The sequence below is a fragment of the Streptomyces odontotermitis genome, from assembly GCF_050510915.1.
Taxonomy (GTDB): Bacteria; Actinomycetota; Actinomycetes; order Streptomycetales; family Streptomycetaceae; genus Streptomyces.
In genome coordinates this window covers 1-15,885 of sequence record NZ_JBNJLS010000008.1, presented here as the reverse complement: position 1 = coordinate 15,885, position 15,885 = coordinate 1, and the positions used below count along the sequence as shown (strand labels likewise).

The window sequence follows — 15,885 nt, the reverse complement described above, 5'->3', positions numbered from 1 at the left end:
TGGTCTTGTTCTCAGTGGTACTGGTCGGCCAGAGCGGTGATGCCTGCCGCTGCGGCGACGGCGAGGTCGGCGATCACCCCGTCGTCGACGGGCACGTTGATGACGTACAGGGCGGCCGCGAGGGGGCCGAGCAGTAGCAGGTGGGCGGTCGCGGGGTCGACCGGCCCGGCCAACTCGCCACGCGCCACGGCCCGTTCGATGATGTCCGCGAACTCGGCCCGTTCGGCGGCCAGGAAGGTGTCCTTGAACCGGGCGTCCAGCTCGGGATTGACGGCGATTTCGCCGATGAGGGCCGGCATCAGATGCCGGGCGGCCGGGGCCGCCATGGGGGCGTGGAACGTGCGGGCCAGGGTCAGCAGGTCCCCGTGCAGGGAGCCGGTGTCGGCGAGCGCGGGCGGCCACTGCCCGTGCGCGGTGGCGGCGAACGCCATCTCGGCCTTGGAGGTGTAGCGGCGGTAGATCGCCGCCTTGCCCACCCCGGCGCGGGCCGCGACCTGGTCGACGGTCAGGGCCGGATAGCCGGCCTCGTCGATCAACTCCCGTGTGGACTCAAGGATTTTGTGGTCCACGCGACTGTCCCGGGGGCGTCCACCCCGTTGCTTTTCCGCTGTCATGCCCGCATGATACGGAACACCAGTATCGAAACGGTAGTTCCGTAATCGAGTCACTTCGGGACACGAACGGAGAACACAGATGGTCAAGTGGGCTGGTTGGATCATCACGCTCTGCGGAGCCGCGCACACGATCGGCGCCCTCACGGTGGAGCGGGCCGCGCGCCACGCCGGGACGTGGTTCAGCGGGGGACTGTGGCACGAGGACCTGGCGGAGATGAGCCCGGCGGGCAGCGCGTACTGGCTGAGCCTGGAGAGCTTCGGCCCGCCGCTCATCGTGGTCGGCCTGATCGTGCTGTGGCTGGACCGGCGCGACATCACGCCCCCGGCGTTCATCGCCTGGACCCTGGGGATCTGGACCGTGGTCGACGCAGTGGTCCAGCCGTTCCAGCCCTGGCCGCTCGGCGTGCTCGCGGTCGTCCTGCTGCTGCTCGGATCCCGCCGCGCCGCCCGCCACACCGTCCCCGCGGCACAGGACGGGCTGCCGCGATGACCTCCGGCCGCGCCGGAGCCACCCCTCTACTACCTCCCCGTGACAGGCGGTGCCGAGCCATGAGAGCCATGCGAATCCCCAGCAGCGCACACACCGGCCGGCCGTGGCGCATCCACGAGATCGCGGCCGACTTCCGCGTCGAGGACGTGTGGGCCCTGCCGACCCCCGGCGGCCCGGACGACTTCGAGCGCTTCGTGCGGATGGGCGAGCGGATCGCCGGTGACGACTATGACCCGACGGACGGCTGGGCCTGGCCGGCGCGCGCTCTGTGGGACCTGCGCTGGCGGCTCGGGCGGCTGCTGGGCTGGGACGAACCCCGGCACGACCTCGGCGCCCGGGTGCCGTCCCTGCGCGACCGGCTTCCGGCCGACCTGCGCGACGGCCCGCCCCCGCCGGTGCCCCACGGGACGCCGTTCCGCCCGGTCTACCTCACCGGCAACGAGATGTGCTGGGAGCTGTCCAACAAGACCGTGCACTGCCTGTCCCACTACGGCTGGGTCCCCGACGGCTCGGGCGGGTACCACGCCCAGATGACCGCGCTGGTCAAACCCAACGGCTGGTTGGGACGGGCCTACATGGCGTGGGTCCGGCCACTCCGCTACCTGATCGTCTATCCGCAGCTCATGAAGCAGATCGCCCGCAGGTGGCAGAGCACCCCGCCCGGCCCCGCCGCCGTCCGGCCCGGGCCAGCGCATCCTCGGCCTGCGCGGCCAGGGCCGTGACGAGGTCGGCGGCGGAGGGCAGATCGGTGATGAGGTCGACGGCCTCGCCCGCCCAGACCGGCAGGGCCGGAATCGCCCCTCGTGCCACGTCCTCCCGGTAGTCCTGCCGGGCCCGGTCGTCGCCGGCCAGTTCGGCCTCCCGTCCGCGCCACCGGTCGAGACTCGGGTGGCCGAGGGTGCGGGCGGTGTACTTCTCCGTCGGCCAGCCCGAGCCGCGGACGATGTCCAGCACGCTGCTGCGTTCGGTGTCCTGACCGTGCCCTTCGATGAGGGCCTTGCCGACCGAAGGGTCGACCAGGGCTTCGGCCGTGGCCTGGAAACGGGTGCCGATGAGCGCACCGGCCGCGCCCAGCGCCAGGGCCGCGGCCACCCCGCGCCCGTCGGCGATCCCACCGGCCGCCAGCACCGGTACCGGTGCCACGAGGTCCACCACGAGCGGCACGAACGGCAAGGTGGACCGGCCATGCCGCGCACCGTGGCCACCGCTCTCCGTTCCCTGCGCCACGATGACGTCGGCGCCCGCCTCCACGGCCTGCCTGGCCTCGTCCGCATCGGTGACCTGGACGATCAGAACCGCGCCCGACCGGCGGATCCGGTCGGCGAACGGGCCCGGGTCGCCGAAGGACAACATCACCGCCGCGGGGTCGAACTCCAGCGCCCGTTCCACCGCACCGGCATCGATCGCCCAGGTCAGAAAGCCGACGCCCCATGGCCGGCCGGTGCCCGCTGCGACGATCGGCAGCTCGCGCTCCAGCCAGGCCCGGTCCCCGTACCCGCCGCCCAGCAGCCCCAGACCGCCCGCCCGGGAGACGGCCGCGGCCAGCGCACCCCCGGCGGACCCGCCCATCGGCGCCTGTACGATCGGGTGCCGCACACCCAGTAATTCCGTCAGTTCCGTCGACAACGCCATGGCCACATCATCGCTCCCATGGCGACGGACAGGGCACGGTCCGCCGGTGTGCGAAGTGATCGGCCGGGGCTGATGATCGTGGGTTATCGTTCTCCGGTCATACCGGAGCCCGTGGATCGGCTTGCCTCAACCGGCGCTGGTCCGGGCCGAGTTGAAACGGGGACGCGCACATGACCATGCGTGGAAAAGGGAGCAGGACCCTCGCGGTCACGCTGCTCGCCGGGGCGATGCTGCTCGCGGGCGGGGGAGCGGGCGGAGCGAGCGCGGCCGAGTCGAAAGCCGCCTCGGCCAGGTTCTCGTGCGCGAAGAACTACATGTGCCTGTACTCGAAGAAGGCCGGTGACGGCTCTGGCGGGTCGTCCAAGATGAAGGTCAGCGACTGGTCGCACAGCAAGACCAAGTGCAGGTCGGGGCGCCCGAGCGCCCGCCCGTGGGTGTGGAAGCCCACGCACTCCATATGGAACAGGACCAGCAAGACCTGGTACGGCCACAGCAAGAAGTGGGGCGTCAAGCTGCGGGTGAAGCCCGGCGTCAAGGTCTTCGCGAACCCCAAGTACAAGCACACGATCTACTGGTGCCACAAGTGACAGCGCCCGCCCTGCCGGTCGGGCCGGGCTGGGCACTGAGTACTGAGTACTGAGTACTGAGCAACGACACGGCATCACGCGTCGGCGGCAACCGGTCCTGAGGGGCCGTGCCGCCCGGCGTGGCGGCCGAGGTCTCGACGTCAGGCGACGTCATGTGACGTCATGCGGTGAAGACGAGACTGACGTTGTGCCCGCCGAACCCGAACGAGTTGGCCAGCGCGGCAGACCACTCACCGGTACGCAGCTCACCGCGCACCACGTCCAGCTCCACCCGCGGATCGAGTGCGTCGAGATTGCGGGTGGCGGGCACCATGCCGTCGCTGAGCGCGAAGAGAGCGGCCATGGCGCCGACCGTTCCGGACGCACCCATCATGTGACCTGTCATCGACTTCGTCGCCGTCACCGCGGTGTGCCCGCCGATCGCCCTGCTGATCGCCTCGGCCTCCGCCAGGTCACCGGACTCGGTCGAGGTGGCGTGGGCGTGCACGACCCCGATGTCCGCCGGGGCCAGACCGGCGTCACGCAGTGCCAGCTCCATGGCGAACACCTGGCCTTCCGCGTCGGAGGCCGTGATGTGGTTCGCGCTCGAACTCACGGCGCTGCCGGCCAGCGCCCCGTAGGCGCGCGCCCCACGAGCCCGGGCGAACTCGGGGCGCTCCAGCACCATCATCCCCGCGCCCTCACCCATCACGAACCCGGACCGCTCGACGTCGAAAGGACGGGACACCGCCTCCGGGTCCGCGGACTGCGTCGACAGGGCCTTCATCTGGGCGAACGCCGCGATGGTGAAGGGGTGCAGGCACGCCTCCACCCCACCCGCGACGACCACGTCCGCGCGCCCGCTACGGATCAGATCCTGCCCCAGGGCGAGGGCCTCCGCCCCGGACGCACAGGCACTCACCGGAGTCCTGGCACCTCCCTTCGCGCCCAGGTCCATGCTCACCCAGGCGGCCGGGCCGTTGGGCATCAGCATGGGGACGGCGTACGGCGAGACCTTGCGTATCCCGGCGCGTTCGAACACGTCGTCCTGCCCCAGCGTGGCGAGGACACCGCCGGTACCCGTACCGATGACGACGGCGAACCGCTCCGGCTCGATCTGCGGAGCACCGGCGTCCCGCCACGCCTCGCGTGCACTGAGAAGGGCGACCTGCTCACCGCGATCCAGCTTCCTGGCCTCGGCCCGCGGCAGCAGGGAGGCGGGATCCACCGTGAGCCCGGCCGCGACGTGCACGGGCAGATCCGCGGCCCACTCCTCCTCCAGGAACCGCACCCCCGACTTGCCGTCCAGCATTGCCGACCACGTCGACGGCGCATCGCCCCCCAGCGGCGTCATCGCACCGACGCCCGTCACCAGCACTCGCCCGTTACGGGTCACACGAGCCTCCTCGAATTGTTGGGTTACTACATGGCTTCTGACTGGCCCTCACGAGGATCATGCCAGCGTTCATGGGGAAACCCAGGGGAGGAGTCAACCGATTCGAGGGCGCGAGATTGTCCATGTCCGACAACTTGCGCGAGGGTGACGGCCCCGCCGTCAGATAGAGGGGCTCAGCCGAACTTCACGCTGTGGGCGAGGGGGTCGGTGAAGTCGCGGCCGTCGCCGGGGACGAGGGTGTCCAGGATCTGTTCGCAGCCCTGGTCGGAGTACACCGTGGCGACGGTGTCCGTGTCGTTGTGTGCGGAGGTCGCGCCCTGGAGGAGGAGGTAGCACTCCCCGTTGTCCGGGTCGTCGAGCTCCAGGTCTCCCGACTGGCTCGAGTGGTAGAAGAGCGTGCCGGTGGCGGCGTGGGCGGTGCCGGCGGGCAGGGCGATGAAGGCGGCGAGGGCGGCAGCTGCCGCCAGCGCGGCGCGGCCGAGGCGGGTCGGCGCGATGTGTGTGTTGGTCATGCCGACCACGGTTCCGCACGAGGAGTCGCGGCACCCAGGGTGCAGGCTCCCAGGCGACCGGGAGGCCGGAGCGGGCAGACGGGCCGCGCGCCCCGTGCCTGCGCCTCCGGCGCTCCCATCTCCTCCCCGTAGTCGCAACTGCCGCAGTGACCGCCGGGTCAGGGCTTGAGGAAGCGGGTCACGCAGTTCGCGGACTCGCACTCGCCGCGCCAGTCCGCCTTGAAGCCGTCGATCGGGTTGATGACCGGGCCGATGAACCTGCTGATCTGCAGCACCACCCGGGACTCGTACGCCTGTGAGCACAGGGGGCGGCCGGGGGCGCAGGCGTGGACGGTGAGGGGGAAGTGCACGGTGGCACCGTTGCCGTCCATCTGGACCACGACGTTGGGGCGGCTGGTGAAGTTGAATCCGGCTGCCGTGCCCGCGACGGTGCTCTGCACGGTCTGGGACGGGGTGACGGTGGTGATGTTGCGGTCCGGCCCCATGCACAGGTTCACGGCCGTGTCGATGTAGCCGACGACGATGGGGACTACGCCCTCTTGGATGTCGAAGCGGTTGGTCATGGTGCGGCAGGTGTCCGCGAGAGCGGCGGGGGACGTGGGAGAGGCGGGGGCGGTGGCCGCCGCCGTGGGCTGGGCGCCGCCCAGCAGGAGAGCGGGCAGTGCCAGGGCGGCGGCGAACAGGCTGGCGCGGCGGGCGGGCGCGGTGGGTGTCGCGGGCATCTCGGGGCCTCCGATCGGGCGGCCGCCGTCGGCCGCTGGGCACGAGTCTCGGAGCCCGGCGCAGTCCGCGCGGCGCCGACGTGCGCACCGGGGCACCGGATCACCCCAACGGGCCCCGGCCACAGGGCCCTTCCGTGCGCCGTACCACGAAAGTTGTAGGAACCGCTCAGCTACCTCACAGGTTGAGCACAGCCTCAACCCAGCGCTGGACGCCACCCCCACCCCTGGCCTCGTACGTTCCTCCCCACAGCGCCACTGCCTTCACGAAGTGGTCAACGGAGAATCGGGGGACACGACGATGCACACCCAAGCCAAGCGCAAGCGCACGGCCGCCCTGGGCGCGGTCGCGGCCATCGCTGCGGCGGCCGCGGCGTTCACACCGATGACGGCGAACGCGGCGGCGGCGCCGTCCACGCCACAGGTCCGTCCGGCGGTCGTTCCGGCGAGCGCGCCCGAGGTGCAGGTCCCGGCGGCCGTGAAGTCCGCCGCCGTGGCCAGCGGGGGCAACTACACGTACGTCGAGTTCAAGAAGGGCTCCAGCGCCCTCAACTCGCGGCTGAAGTTCATCTACGTGCAGGCGACCAACCCCGACCACGTCCGCGCCTGGACCATCGACAGCTGGCGGGCCGGCTCCGGCAACGGCAGCAAGGACTCGTGCGCGACGAATCGTGGCTGGCTGCCCAACGGCACGTACAAGATCAAGAAGTTCTACTGGCACCACAACGGCGGTGCCCGCGGCGTGAACGGCATCGCCTGGGACATCGGCAACCACAAGTGCCACAGCGGCAAGTGGCGCACCGAGCTGTTCATCCACAGCAAGATGAAGCCCAACGGCCAGCAGGGCAGCGGCCCGTACCGCTGGACCGGCAGCTACGCCTCCAACGGCTGCATCAAGCTGAGCCCGCACGACATCCGGGAGTTGGCGGGCTACCGCTCCAACTACCCGCACCCGGGCAAGCTGTACGTGGACTGAGTGGACTGTGTGAACCGGTGGACTGTGTGAACCGGTGAGCAGGGCGGGGCGGGAAGTGCGCCCCGCCCGGCTCGTTCCGCCGCTCGGGCCCGATGGCATGATCGAAGCGTGATCAGTGAACCCGGCCGCCCTGGTGCGATGAGGTGTGTCCTGTTCGATGTCGACGGCACGTTGATCGATGCTGTCGACAATCAGCGCCTGGTCTGGCGGGCGTGGGCCGAGCGATACGGTCTGCACCCCGATGAGGTCCACCGGGTGGCGCTGCGGACGAGGCCGATGGAGACCTTCGCGCAGGTCGCTCCGGAGGAGGACCCTCACAAGTGCCTTGCCGCACTGCACGAGTTGGAGGACGAGGACGTCCGCTCCGGCACGTACGCCGCCTTCGACGGTGCCTCGGAACTGCTGAGGGCCTTGCGGCCCGACACCTGGGCACTGGTGACCTCCAACTATGAGCACCGGGTGCGCGGGCGGTTCGCGCGGACGGGGCTGCCGGTGCCGGAGGTCGTCGTGGACGCGGCCGCCGTGGCGGAGGGCAAGCCGTCACCGGTGCCGTACCTGCAGGCAGCCGCGCGACTCGGTGCCGACCCGGAGGACTGCCTGGTCATCGAGGACGCCCCCTCCGGGGTGGAGTCCGGGCTGCGTGCCGGGATGACGGTGTGGGGTGTCAACTCCCTTGTGGCGGTGGACGGCGCTCACCGCCACTTCGGCACGCTGCGCGCGGCGGTACGAGACATCCTCACCTTCGCGTCCGGTGCCCGCTCTCACCGGGCGGAGGGTTGAGGGTGCACTCCCACCAGTCGTTGCCCGCGTGCCGGTGCCGCATCCATCCCTCGAAGCCCCACGCCACGGTGGCGGAAGGGCTGCGCCGTCAGGTACCGGAGATGCGGGTGACCTCTTGTGGGTCCAGGCCGGTGAGCCGGGCGATGCGCGGGGAGGGGACCCCGGCGCCGAGAGCGCGATGCACCAGTGTCTCCCAGTCCTGGGTGGTCTCCCGGAACGCGAGCAGCTCGTACTCCATCTCCGTCACCGAGCGGGGCGCGCACGCCTGTTGCACGCGCACCGTCTCCTCCTCGCTGAGCGGCACCGCGAGGCTCTCGGCGTCCTCGGGGACGAGGACCTCGGCCCCGGCCGGAACGATCCGCACCCGCTCGGAGGAGACGGGAATGCCATGGGCCTGCAGCCAGCCGTGCACCGCGGGGGTCTCGGTGCATTCCAGTGCTCCGACGGCGGCCAGGGCCGCGCCCAGGCGCGGGTGATCGTCGGGGAGCACAAACAGCAGGGCTTCGTCGGCCATCGTGATGAGATCGCTCTCCCATAGGGGGGTCGGGACGTTGATGCTAGCGCGCTCTGGGGGCCTCTGCTGACCTGTCGCATCGTCAAGCTGCTTGCTGACGGGCGAAGTTGTAGCTGGATTCCGCTCCCTTGGTTCCGCCCGTGGCCGCGCCGGCTCGGGGCCGCTCCAACGCCAGGAGCGGCGCCCCGGCCCCGGCATGGCGGACGAAGCTGCTGCCCGCGCAGTTGCCGGGCTCCCCGACCGTGGCGGGTCCTGCCCTGGGGAGAGCAGGCAGCCCCGCTACGTGACATCCACGTCCGGAGCGCCCGCCGTGTCCGCCGCGTCGGCCGCTGACGCACCCAGCAGTGCGGCCACCGAGGTGACCAAGACGTCGCGAGTGGCCCGCTGGGACAGGTCACCCTCGGCGTGCAGGGCCCGCATCGCGTCGACGATCGCCAGCCGGGTGCGGTGCGAACGCGCGGCGCGGCCGTCGGCCGGCTCGGAGTTCCCGCCGCCCGGCACCGGTGAACCGGCCCTGACGACCGCGGACTTGACGCTCGGTCTCCTGGCCTGTGGCATTCGCGGCGAGTAGCACTCTGGATGCAAATACCAGAGGGGTGGTCATGTGGCCCGAGGCGGATCCTCGAAGGAGGTGCCCTCCCGCTTGGCACGGTCGAGGAGGTCATAGAGGACCGCCTCGACCGCGGCCTCGGAGACCACCAGCCAGTAGGCGTCGGAACCGGGCTCGAGCTCCGGCGCCCGGTCGCGCACGTCGTCCCGGATCGCCGGCATCACCCGGTGCTCATCGGCCCGGCCGAAGCACCACATCAGGGTGCGGGCGTCCGGGACCCAGCGTTCGGAGTCGGTCACCGCTGTACGTAGACGTAGTTGCCCTGGGCGTGGCCGACGGTGCCGGGGGCGGGGGCCACGATCTGGAAGGTGACCGAACCGACGTAGGTGCCGCCCGCGGTGATCTTCTTGGGATCGTCCGGAACCGGCGTGTAGAACGTCACCTGTTGCCCGTTGGTCGGCACCGTCTGTGTCTGGTCGGATGTCGCTGCGGAGGACGGCGGGCCCTGCGCGGGCTGTCCGGGAGCGCCGCCGGGGACATAGCCGAGGGTGCCCTGGACCCGGAGGTTGACGGTGGGGATGGCACCGTCGGTCGTACAGCTCATCCGGGCCTTGAAGATGACGCTCCCCGCGCCGTTCGAGAAGTGGGGGTTGTCGATCTGCGGGGTGCACACGGCGACGTCCTGGACCGAGGCGGTGCTGTGGGCCCGTGGCGGGGCCGCGGCGGTGGAGGCGGCGGAGAGGGCGAGAAGCGCGGCGGCGGTGAGGGTGACGCGGCGCCGGAGGACGCCAGAGGCAGCGGGCACGGGATCTCCACGGGAGGGAAGGCGTGTGAGCGGGGGGTCAGCCGCAGTTCGCGTTGATGTGGTTGGACTCGTGGAACTCGTAACTCCCGTTGGCCCGCTGGGAGTTGATGTAGGTACGGAAGTCGTGGATGCCGGTGCCCGCGCAGTCGTACGTGATGGTCTGCGCGTGCTGCCCGGAGAAGTTCAGGGTGGCCATGTCCTCCCAGCCGTACCAGCGCGAGCGCTGGATCACGAGCGTGGCGCCGCCGCTGCACGGCGCGATGATGGCGCCCGAGCCGGAGATGGTGTTGCCGTCCTGGAAGGTGTTCCCGATCGAGGTGCAGGTGAGGTCGGCCTGCGCCGGTTCCACGGGGGCGGCGCCGGTGACGCAGAACGTTCCGGCGGCGAGCACGGACAGCGCGGCGGCCAGCCGCAGGGCGCGGCGCTTACGGGTGGGCGGCGTCCCGGACGCGAGCGACATGGTGTGAATTCCCTTCCGGGTCCTCGGGCTTGAGGCATGCAGAGCACCGAGCGAGGCGACGGTGTGTAGTGAATCTATTACAGATAGTGACTGTCCTGGCTCGGCGCGCAGGGGGTCACTGGAAGCACTCGCTCCGCGTCGTGCGCCGCGTACACGCGAACGAACGGGCCCTGTCCGAGGCGCCGATGGGAGACCGTCGGCTCACTGCAGGGGTGCCTCGCGGTTCGATTACGTCGTCACGAGCGGCCGCACCGCCGGTTCGAGCAGGGACAAGGTCCGCTGCTGTGCGTCGAGGCGGGCGTGGATGCCGACCGGCATCGGCAGATTCGGGCCGGCGTGCCCGAACTCGACGTTGCCCAGGACCGGTATGTCGCGGTCGCCGAGGACGTCGAGGACGATCTCGGGAAGGGTGGGCGACGCGCCGGGCGCTTCGAGTCCGCCGATCTCGCGCGGAACGCCCACGACCATGCCGGAGATGCGATCGAGGACGCCGCTGTGCCGCAGCACCTGGAGGTAGCTCCACACGTGCGAGGCGTGGCCGCCCATCTCTTCCCAGAACAGCACCGCGCCGTCGAACCGTTCGAGGGGCAGCGCGAAACGCGTCGCCTGCGCCAGCACGAGGCGATTGAGCAGCCCGCCGATCAGCTGGCCTTCGGCACGGCCGGCACGCCAGCACTGCCAGGTCGGGGTGGCGGGCAGCGCGCCGATGGGCGCCGGGTCGGTCAGCAGCGTCGTGTAGAGCTGCTCCAGTTCCGTGCGGCGCGCTGGGGGCGCGGCCTGCCAGGCTCCGCCGAGTCCGGGCGTGGCCAGGTCGGCGTGGAATCCGACCAGTCCCGTACGCGCGTGAAGCACCAGGTGCAGCAGCGAGATGTCGCTGTAGCCGAGGATCGGCTTGGGGTCGGCGGCGATCGCCTCGACGTCGATCAGGTCGAGGTAGCCGAGTACCGACGCGCCGCCGTCATGCGCGATGATCGCGCGCACCTCGGGGTCACGCAGAAGAGCATTGAATTCCCTGGCGATCTCCGTCGGCGTGGCCGCGCTCCACCAATGCTGCCGCCCCGCTTCGAGGAGTGGAGCCCGGCGCACGCGGAACCCCATCCGCTGAAGCACGACCGCAGCCTGCTCCAGGTCGGGCTCGTACTCGGGGTGGAGGGGTCCGGACAGCGACGCGATGACGACGAGTTCTCCGGGCGCGAGGGCGCGGGGCCGAAGCGGTCGCCGCAGTTCAGCAGGGGGCACCGACGAAGTATCCCGAAGCCCACAACGGCACGCGATGCATTTTCGGGCGGAGCGGATCCTGGCCGAGGGCGTGGACGGGGCAGGCACGGCCTTCGTGCCGGGCGGTGTCCCGTTGGCGGGCGCACCGGACCGGACGAAGGCCGTGCTTCACGTCCCGGGCGTGGTCAGCGCATCCACTCCGAGTAGAAGTTGGGGAGGCCGGGCTGAGGGTCGCTGACGCACGTGGCCTCGTGGTACTTGGGGTTGAGCTTCAGGTCGCTCTGCATCTGGTCGTAGCATGCCTGCCAGGAGTCGTACGACTCGCCGCCGACCGGCTGCCAGCCGTCGCCGGGGGGAGGGCCTGCGGCGAAAGCGGTGGTGCTGGTCAGCGGAATGGCCACTGCCGCCACCCCGACAGCGAGACCGACACCGACTCGAGTACGCCACGACTTCATAGGTATCTCCTTGCTTGTCTTGCACGCTCTGAGATGGTCATGCTCAGAGATCGGCGAACCGACCGTTCCACCCTGATGCGTGGCGCCCACACGGATCCAGAGTCCCCGGGGCAGCCCCGCAGAACCGAACGGTGAACCGAACGGGCACAGCCCACTGTCCCGGCGTGCAGCCATGCCGGCCGGGGGCGGCTCGCGCCGGGACAAGCTCCGCTGGTTGTTTGGTTGTTTGGTCGTTTGGCCGTTCAGCGAAGTGCCTGCGTCCCTATGAGCGAAGTGGCTGCGTCCCTATGACGGACAACAACTGCAGCTTCTCGTAGCTCTCGCTGCCGGGAATCGCGGTGTACACGAGGAGACAGTGCGACTGGCTCGGTTCGAGCGGGGTCTGGCAGGTCAGTTCGAGTGCGCCGACTTCGGGGTGGACGAAGTGCTTCACCGCGTCGGGGCGGATGCCGACCTCATGCTTGTTCCACACCTCCCGGAACTCTTCGCTCTGGGCGAGAAGCAGGCCGGCGAGGTGCGCCGCCCTGGAGCCGGGGCCGCGCAGCGTGACCACCCCGCGCAGGCCCGAGGCGAACATGCGGGTGAGGAACGGGTGGTCGTCGGGGGCGTAGAGCTGTCGCGTGGTGGGGTCGGTGAACCAGCGGTAGCCGATGCTGCGGGCCGGGCCGGGCTGGGCCGGTGCAGGCGGTCAGATCGCCGGTGAGCGCGACGCCGAGCTCGGTCTGGCGCAGCGTCTTGCCGAGCTCGGTGCCGATCTCCGCGGGAGTGTCCTGCAGGCGATCGAAGATGCGCAGCAGGCCGGGGCTGATGTGCTCGCTGACCGGACCTCGCGCGGGCGGGCTGTGCCCGCAGAGCCGGAACAGGTGGTCGCGCTCGTCGAGGGAGAGGTGGAGTCCCTGCGCGATCGAGGCGGTCATCTGCTCGGACGGCTGGGGTCCGCGCTCCCGCTCGAGCCGGACGTAGTAGTCGGTCGACATGTGGCAGAGCGAGGCCACTTCCTCCCTGCGCAGCCCGCTGGTCCGGCGCCGCCGGCCGCGGGGGAGACCGACATCCTCGGGTTGCAGCGCTTCCCTGCGGCGCCGCAGGAACTCCGCCAGACCGGTCCGGTCGATCACCATGCGTGCCTCCTGTCAGCGCTGATTCATTCCTGCCGCCCGCTCGTCCGCGTATCCACGCCCTGCTGATCCCCCCTTCGCGAGCGTGTCGCTGCGGAGGCGGACGCCGGACGTCCGGTGATCTTCAGGTGGTCTCTGCGGGGCTCTCGTATCACTCGTAGCCAGCGACGGCATCGGGCTCGGCCTCGAACTCGACCGGCGCAGCCGGGCCCACGGGTGGGACATCACCAGCAACCTCTCCCACCCCGGGGTCGCTCCCACGAGCCTGCTCGCCGCGCGCCCCGAGGTCGGCCGCGACCGGGGCACCCTGGGCGTGCGGCTCATCCGCGCCCTGTCCGCCCGCGGCATCCTGCTCGGCACCGTCGAGACCGCGAAGCTCCCGGCCCTGTACGCGGCGACGGCTGCCGACGCCCAGGGCGCCCGGCTGTACGGGCCGAGCGGCCCCGGCCATCTCGGCGGTCCTCCTGCCGAGCAGAAGCTCTACTCCCGCCTGGGCGGCGCGGAGGACGCCCGGCGTATGTGGAGCGTCTCCGAAGGGCTCACGAAGGTTGCTTTTCCCAGGAGTTGACGGGGTGGCGACGGAATCGACGGGATGGTGACGGAGCACCGGGCCAGGGCCCCGGCGGACAGCCCGTCGGGGTTGGCGACGGCCCGTAGGCTGAACGGCGAAGCGCCCCGCACACATTGGCCGTGTGCGGGGCGCTTCGCTCAGTTGGATCAGGTTGCGACCTTGTCCAGGCGCGTGGGCCACTTCCAGTTGGTGTGCCACGACTTGTGGGCGCGGACCTTGTGCCAGCGGTCGTCGCCCTGGTGGAGGATGACGTGGTACGTGACGGCGTGGTTGCAGCGGTTCTTCAGCTTCAGGTGGTCGGTATAGCCGGAGCTGTCGAACGAGCCGTGGCGGGCGCACTTCGGCACCTTGTCGCGGCCCTTCTTGTCCCACGGGAAGTGACCCTTCACGTGCACCGACTTTGCCGTCGCACTCGGCACATCCGGCTGACCTTGGCTGGCGGCGGTCGCGCCGGGCGCCGCGGCACCCAACGTGAGGGCGGCGAGAGCCCCCGTAGCGGCCGCAACAGTACGCATACGCATAGACAACGTCCCCTTCAGATGACTACCTGTCAGTTCGGTTTCCGCGAAGCACACTAGACCCGACTCGCGCCCCAAGGAATTGAACTTTTGGGCAGTGCCTTTCGGTGCAGTGGAAGGGATCTTGTTCATCTGTCACCGTGCTCCTGCCATCTGGCTGAGAATTGAAGAGAGAAATGGAGCACAGCAGTGAATGCACTCCGTAACTCCGTCGTCGGCGCGGCCCTCTCCGGCGCCTTGATCCTCGCGGTGGCCGCCCCGTCCGTCGCGGATTCCGCTGATCTCGACAGCGCGGTTTCCGTTCGGGTCAGCAAGGCGGCAAAGCTCAAGAAGATGCGATCCATCACCGGTAACTCCAGTGCGTCGCAGGACCGTTGGTTCGCCACGCTGGGCAAGAAGAACAAGGCATCCGTCAAGAAATATCGCTTCACCTGGAAGACGGACGGCTGCTCATGGGGCCCCGACAAGTTCCCGGGCGGATACGACCTGAAGTTCCCCTGCTGGCGACACGACTTCGGCTACCGCAACTACAAGAAGACCTTGGGCAAGGCGAAGTTCCGGCGCGATCACAAGCTCCGTGTCGACAAGGCGTTTCTCCGCGACATGAACACCGTGTGCGGAAAGCACATCTGGGCCGATCCGTACACGCCGGCCCAGCGCAAGAAGCTGCGGAAGGCGTGCTACAAGGGCGCGAAGAAGTACTACCACACGGTCCGTGCCGCCAACTGACGGGGAGCTGACGGTGGCGGGGCGGTGCAGTTCTTGTGCGAGTCGACGCTCACCTTGCGGCCGGTGAATTCCTCCAGGACGGCGATGTTCTCCGGGGCGTAATTGGTTGCGGTGATCTTGTCTGCGTCCTTGCTGCCCAGCTTGCCGGTGTAGGGCGCGGACTTCTCCAACCAGTAGGCCGTGCGCAGGAACTGGGTCAGGACCAGGTCGCGCAGCTTGGGCTCGTTCTTGATCTCGGCCCAGTATCCGGGGTGCTGGTCCTTGGCGACGCGCAGGTAGAGCAGCAGATAGCGCAGGTTGGTGGCGGCGATGTCCCGGGCGTTACTGGCACCGACCCCCTTGATGTACTCCTGGAGCACGGTCACCGCGGGCAGTCCGGTCAGCCCGGCGTTCTGCTCCGCCACCACTCCCTGGAGGTTGTACGACCCCTGCTGACTGTCCCGCAGGTAGATGTCGTCCATGTCCTTGCTGAGAGAGTCCTTGATCAGCGGCAGGATCTCTTTGCGCGGGAAGCCGCCGTGCAGAGGCACCGTCAGTGCCTGCTGACCGGCGTTGATCCAGGCCGCGGTGTGGACGTCCCACTCCGTCCGGGACGAGTCGAGGTCCCACATGTGGGTCTCCTCGTGGATCGCCACCATCATCGACTCGGCGAACCCGTCGAAGCTCTGCTTGTCCACGAACTGGTCCCAGTACGGGTCGTTGGCCTGGGCGGTCGCCAGAGCCTCACCGCTGGGCCAGCGCCGCTTGTACATGGCCTGCAGGGTCTGCATCCAGTTCGAGGAGTTGAAGGATGCCTCGAGGTCGCTGAGGTCGGCGTCCGGCTGCGACGGCTCGTCGTAGCAGTAGACCTCGGGGGCACGGGGCTGTGTGGCGGGGGTGGCCGAGGCGGGACCGGAAGCGAGTACGGTGCCCGATCCCAGGGCCAGGACAAGACATGCGGGCAGCAGGCGGGCGGAGAGTCTACGGCGCACGGGAACCCCTTCTCGAAGCGATCGCGTGGAGGAGCGACCGCGTGGAGGCACGGCAGGCGACGGGGCGACGGCAACGGTGCCGTCCATCGCTCACCAAGCAACGTATTGCGGCGCACGCGCCTCGCCTACCTGTCGTGCACCCCCGACTCATGGACCCACAACATCTCCGGACGGATGGCCTTCCGGTACGGCAATCCCGAACTCGCCGGTGGCCCGTGCCCGTTGCCCCTCGCCCGCCGGCCCCGTGCACGGGCCGCCGGACAGCGGGACGCGGTCAACCGCACAGCCACTCAG

At 70.0% G+C, this 15,885-nt stretch carries 21 protein-coding genes and 2 pseudogenes; 8 read left to right on the top strand and 15 right to left on the bottom strand.

All coding sequences use genetic code 11. The annotated features are described in order from the left end of the window. Positions 1–11: 11 nt before the first annotated feature. On the bottom strand, positions 12–569 hold the full coding sequence (locus ACQB60_RS23100; protein WP_496927986.1) for a TetR/AcrR family transcriptional regulator: 558 nt from the start codon (positions 567–569) through the stop codon (positions 12–14). Positions 570–693: 124 nt separating this feature from the next. On the opposite strand from ACQB60_RS23100, the gene ACQB60_RS23095 reads away from it, so the two are divergent. Beyond that, complete coding sequence (locus ACQB60_RS23095; protein ID WP_496927985.1) at positions 694–1,104, top strand: DUF6463 family protein; 411 nt, start codon at positions 694–696, stop codon at positions 1,102–1,104. Positions 1,105–1,172: 68 nt separating this feature from the next. Further along, a complete protein-coding gene (locus ACQB60_RS23090; protein ID WP_496928252.1) occupies positions 1,173–1,826 on the top strand; it encodes a DUF2867 domain-containing protein in 654 nt (217 codons plus the stop codon). Here ACQB60_RS23090 and ACQB60_RS23085 read toward each other — a convergent pair. Further along, positions 1,726–2,736, bottom strand: a complete 1,011-nt coding sequence (locus ACQB60_RS23085; RefSeq protein ID WP_496927984.1) for an NAD(P)H-dependent flavin oxidoreductase — start codon at positions 2,734–2,736, stop codon at positions 1,726–1,728. The two genes, ACQB60_RS23090 and ACQB60_RS23085, sit on opposite strands and share 101 nt — an antisense overlap. A gap of 170 nt (positions 2,737–2,906) precedes the next feature. Here ACQB60_RS23085 and ACQB60_RS23080 point away from each other — a divergent pair, with 170 nt between their 5' ends. Next, positions 2,907–3,323, top strand: coding sequence for a peptidase inhibitor family I36 protein (locus tag ACQB60_RS23080; protein WP_496927983.1), 417 nt, complete (start codon positions 2,907–2,909; stop codon positions 3,321–3,323). 160 nt (positions 3,324–3,483) lie between these two features. Here the strand turns inward: ACQB60_RS23080 and ACQB60_RS23075 are convergent, their stop codons facing one another. From ACQB60_RS23075 to ACQB60_RS23065, 3 genes are all read right to left on the bottom strand, one after another. Next, complete coding sequence (locus ACQB60_RS23075; RefSeq protein ID WP_496927982.1) at positions 3,484–4,698, bottom strand: beta-ketoacyl-[acyl-carrier-protein] synthase family protein; 1,215 nt, start codon at positions 4,696–4,698, stop codon at positions 3,484–3,486. Positions 4,699–4,871: 173 nt separating this feature from the next. Further along, complete coding sequence (locus tag ACQB60_RS23070; RefSeq protein WP_496927981.1) at positions 4,872–5,210, bottom strand: hypothetical protein; 339 nt, start codon at positions 5,208–5,210, stop codon at positions 4,872–4,874. 158 nt (positions 5,211–5,368) lie between these two features. Next, positions 5,369–5,932 carry a hypothetical protein gene (locus ACQB60_RS23065; RefSeq protein ID WP_496927980.1) on the bottom strand — a complete coding sequence of 188 codons (564 nt, stop codon included), beginning with the start codon at positions 5,930–5,932 and terminating at the stop codon, positions 5,369–5,371. A gap of 298 nt (positions 5,933–6,230) precedes the next feature. On the opposite strand from ACQB60_RS23065, the gene ACQB60_RS23060 reads away from it, so the two are divergent. Further along, positions 6,231–6,905 carry a L,D-transpeptidase family protein gene (locus tag ACQB60_RS23060; protein ID WP_496927979.1) on the top strand — a complete coding sequence of 225 codons (675 nt, stop codon included), beginning with the start codon at positions 6,231–6,233 and terminating at the stop codon, positions 6,903–6,905. Positions 6,906–7,013: 108 nt separating this feature from the next. Continuing rightward, positions 7,014–7,685, top strand: a complete 672-nt coding sequence (locus tag ACQB60_RS23055) for an HAD family hydrolase (RefSeq protein WP_496927978.1) — start codon at positions 7,014–7,016, stop codon at positions 7,683–7,685. Positions 7,686–7,773: 88 nt separating this feature from the next. Here ACQB60_RS23055 and ACQB60_RS23050 read toward each other — a convergent pair whose 3' ends face one another. The 8 genes and pseudogenes from ACQB60_RS23050 to ACQB60_RS23015 form a co-directional block, all read right to left on the bottom strand. Continuing rightward, a complete protein-coding gene (locus tag ACQB60_RS23050; protein WP_496927977.1) occupies positions 7,774–8,199 on the bottom strand; it encodes a DUF6003 family protein in 426 nt (141 codons plus the stop codon). Positions 8,200–8,478: 279 nt separating this feature from the next. Further along, positions 8,479–8,757 (bottom strand): hypothetical protein, encoded by a 279-nt coding sequence (locus ACQB60_RS23045; protein WP_496927976.1) that lies wholly within the window; start codon positions 8,755–8,757, stop codon positions 8,479–8,481. A gap of 42 nt (positions 8,758–8,799) precedes the next feature. After that, complete coding sequence (locus ACQB60_RS23040; RefSeq protein WP_496927975.1) at positions 8,800–9,048, bottom strand: hypothetical protein; 249 nt, start codon at positions 9,046–9,048, stop codon at positions 8,800–8,802. Then, positions 9,045–9,554: a hypothetical protein gene (locus ACQB60_RS23035; protein ID WP_496927974.1), complete on the bottom strand. Its 510-nt coding sequence runs from the start codon at positions 9,552–9,554 to the stop codon at positions 9,045–9,047. The genes ACQB60_RS23040 and ACQB60_RS23035 overlap by 4 nt, the downstream gene beginning before the upstream one ends. Before the next feature lie 37 nt (positions 9,555–9,591). Beyond that, the gene (locus tag ACQB60_RS23030; protein ID WP_496927973.1) at positions 9,592–10,014 is read right to left on the bottom strand and encodes a hypothetical protein; all 423 of its coding nucleotides are present in this window, start codon (positions 10,012–10,014) and stop codon (positions 9,592–9,594) included. Between the two features lie 228 nt (positions 10,015–10,242). Then, entirely contained in the window at positions 10,243–11,253 is a 1,011-nt protein-coding gene (locus tag ACQB60_RS23025) for a S66 peptidase family protein (RefSeq protein ID WP_496927972.1), read from the bottom strand. Positions 11,254–11,417: 164 nt separating this feature from the next. Beyond that, on the bottom strand, positions 11,418–11,687 hold the full coding sequence (locus ACQB60_RS23020) for a hypothetical protein (RefSeq protein WP_496927971.1): 270 nt from the start codon (positions 11,685–11,687) through the stop codon (positions 11,418–11,420). A gap of 262 nt (positions 11,688–11,949) precedes the next feature. After that, positions 11,950–12,802 (bottom strand): annotated as a pseudogene (locus ACQB60_RS23015) (helix-turn-helix transcriptional regulator). 181 nt (positions 12,803–12,983) lie between these two features. Between ACQB60_RS23015 and ACQB60_RS23010 the strand changes: the two are divergent. Beyond that, a pseudogene (locus tag ACQB60_RS23010) lies at positions 12,984–13,370 on the top strand (Rossmann-fold NAD(P)-binding domain-containing protein); the annotation flags it as partial. Between the two features lie 149 nt (positions 13,371–13,519). Here the strand turns inward: ACQB60_RS23010 and ACQB60_RS23005 are convergent. Further along, positions 13,520–13,888 (bottom strand): hypothetical protein, encoded by a 369-nt coding sequence (locus ACQB60_RS23005; protein ID WP_496927970.1) that lies wholly within the window; start codon positions 13,886–13,888, stop codon positions 13,520–13,522. A gap of 192 nt (positions 13,889–14,080) precedes the next feature. Here ACQB60_RS23005 and ACQB60_RS23000 point away from each other — a divergent pair, with 192 nt between their 5' ends. Beyond that, positions 14,081–14,620 (top strand): phospholipase A2, encoded by a 540-nt coding sequence (locus ACQB60_RS23000; protein WP_496927969.1) that lies wholly within the window; start codon positions 14,081–14,083, stop codon positions 14,618–14,620. Here ACQB60_RS23000 and ACQB60_RS22995 read toward each other — a convergent pair. Beyond that, the gene (locus tag ACQB60_RS22995) at positions 14,593–15,591 is read right to left on the bottom strand and encodes a hypothetical protein (protein WP_496927968.1); all 999 of its coding nucleotides are present in this window, start codon (positions 15,589–15,591) and stop codon (positions 14,593–14,595) included. The genes ACQB60_RS23000 and ACQB60_RS22995 overlap by 28 nt on opposite strands. A 105-nt stretch (positions 15,592–15,696) precedes the next feature. Between ACQB60_RS22995 and ACQB60_RS22990 the strand changes: the two genes are divergently transcribed. Continuing rightward, on the top strand, positions 15,697–15,885 hold a 189-nt coding region (locus tag ACQB60_RS22990), incomplete at its 3' end, for a hypothetical protein (protein ID WP_496927967.1).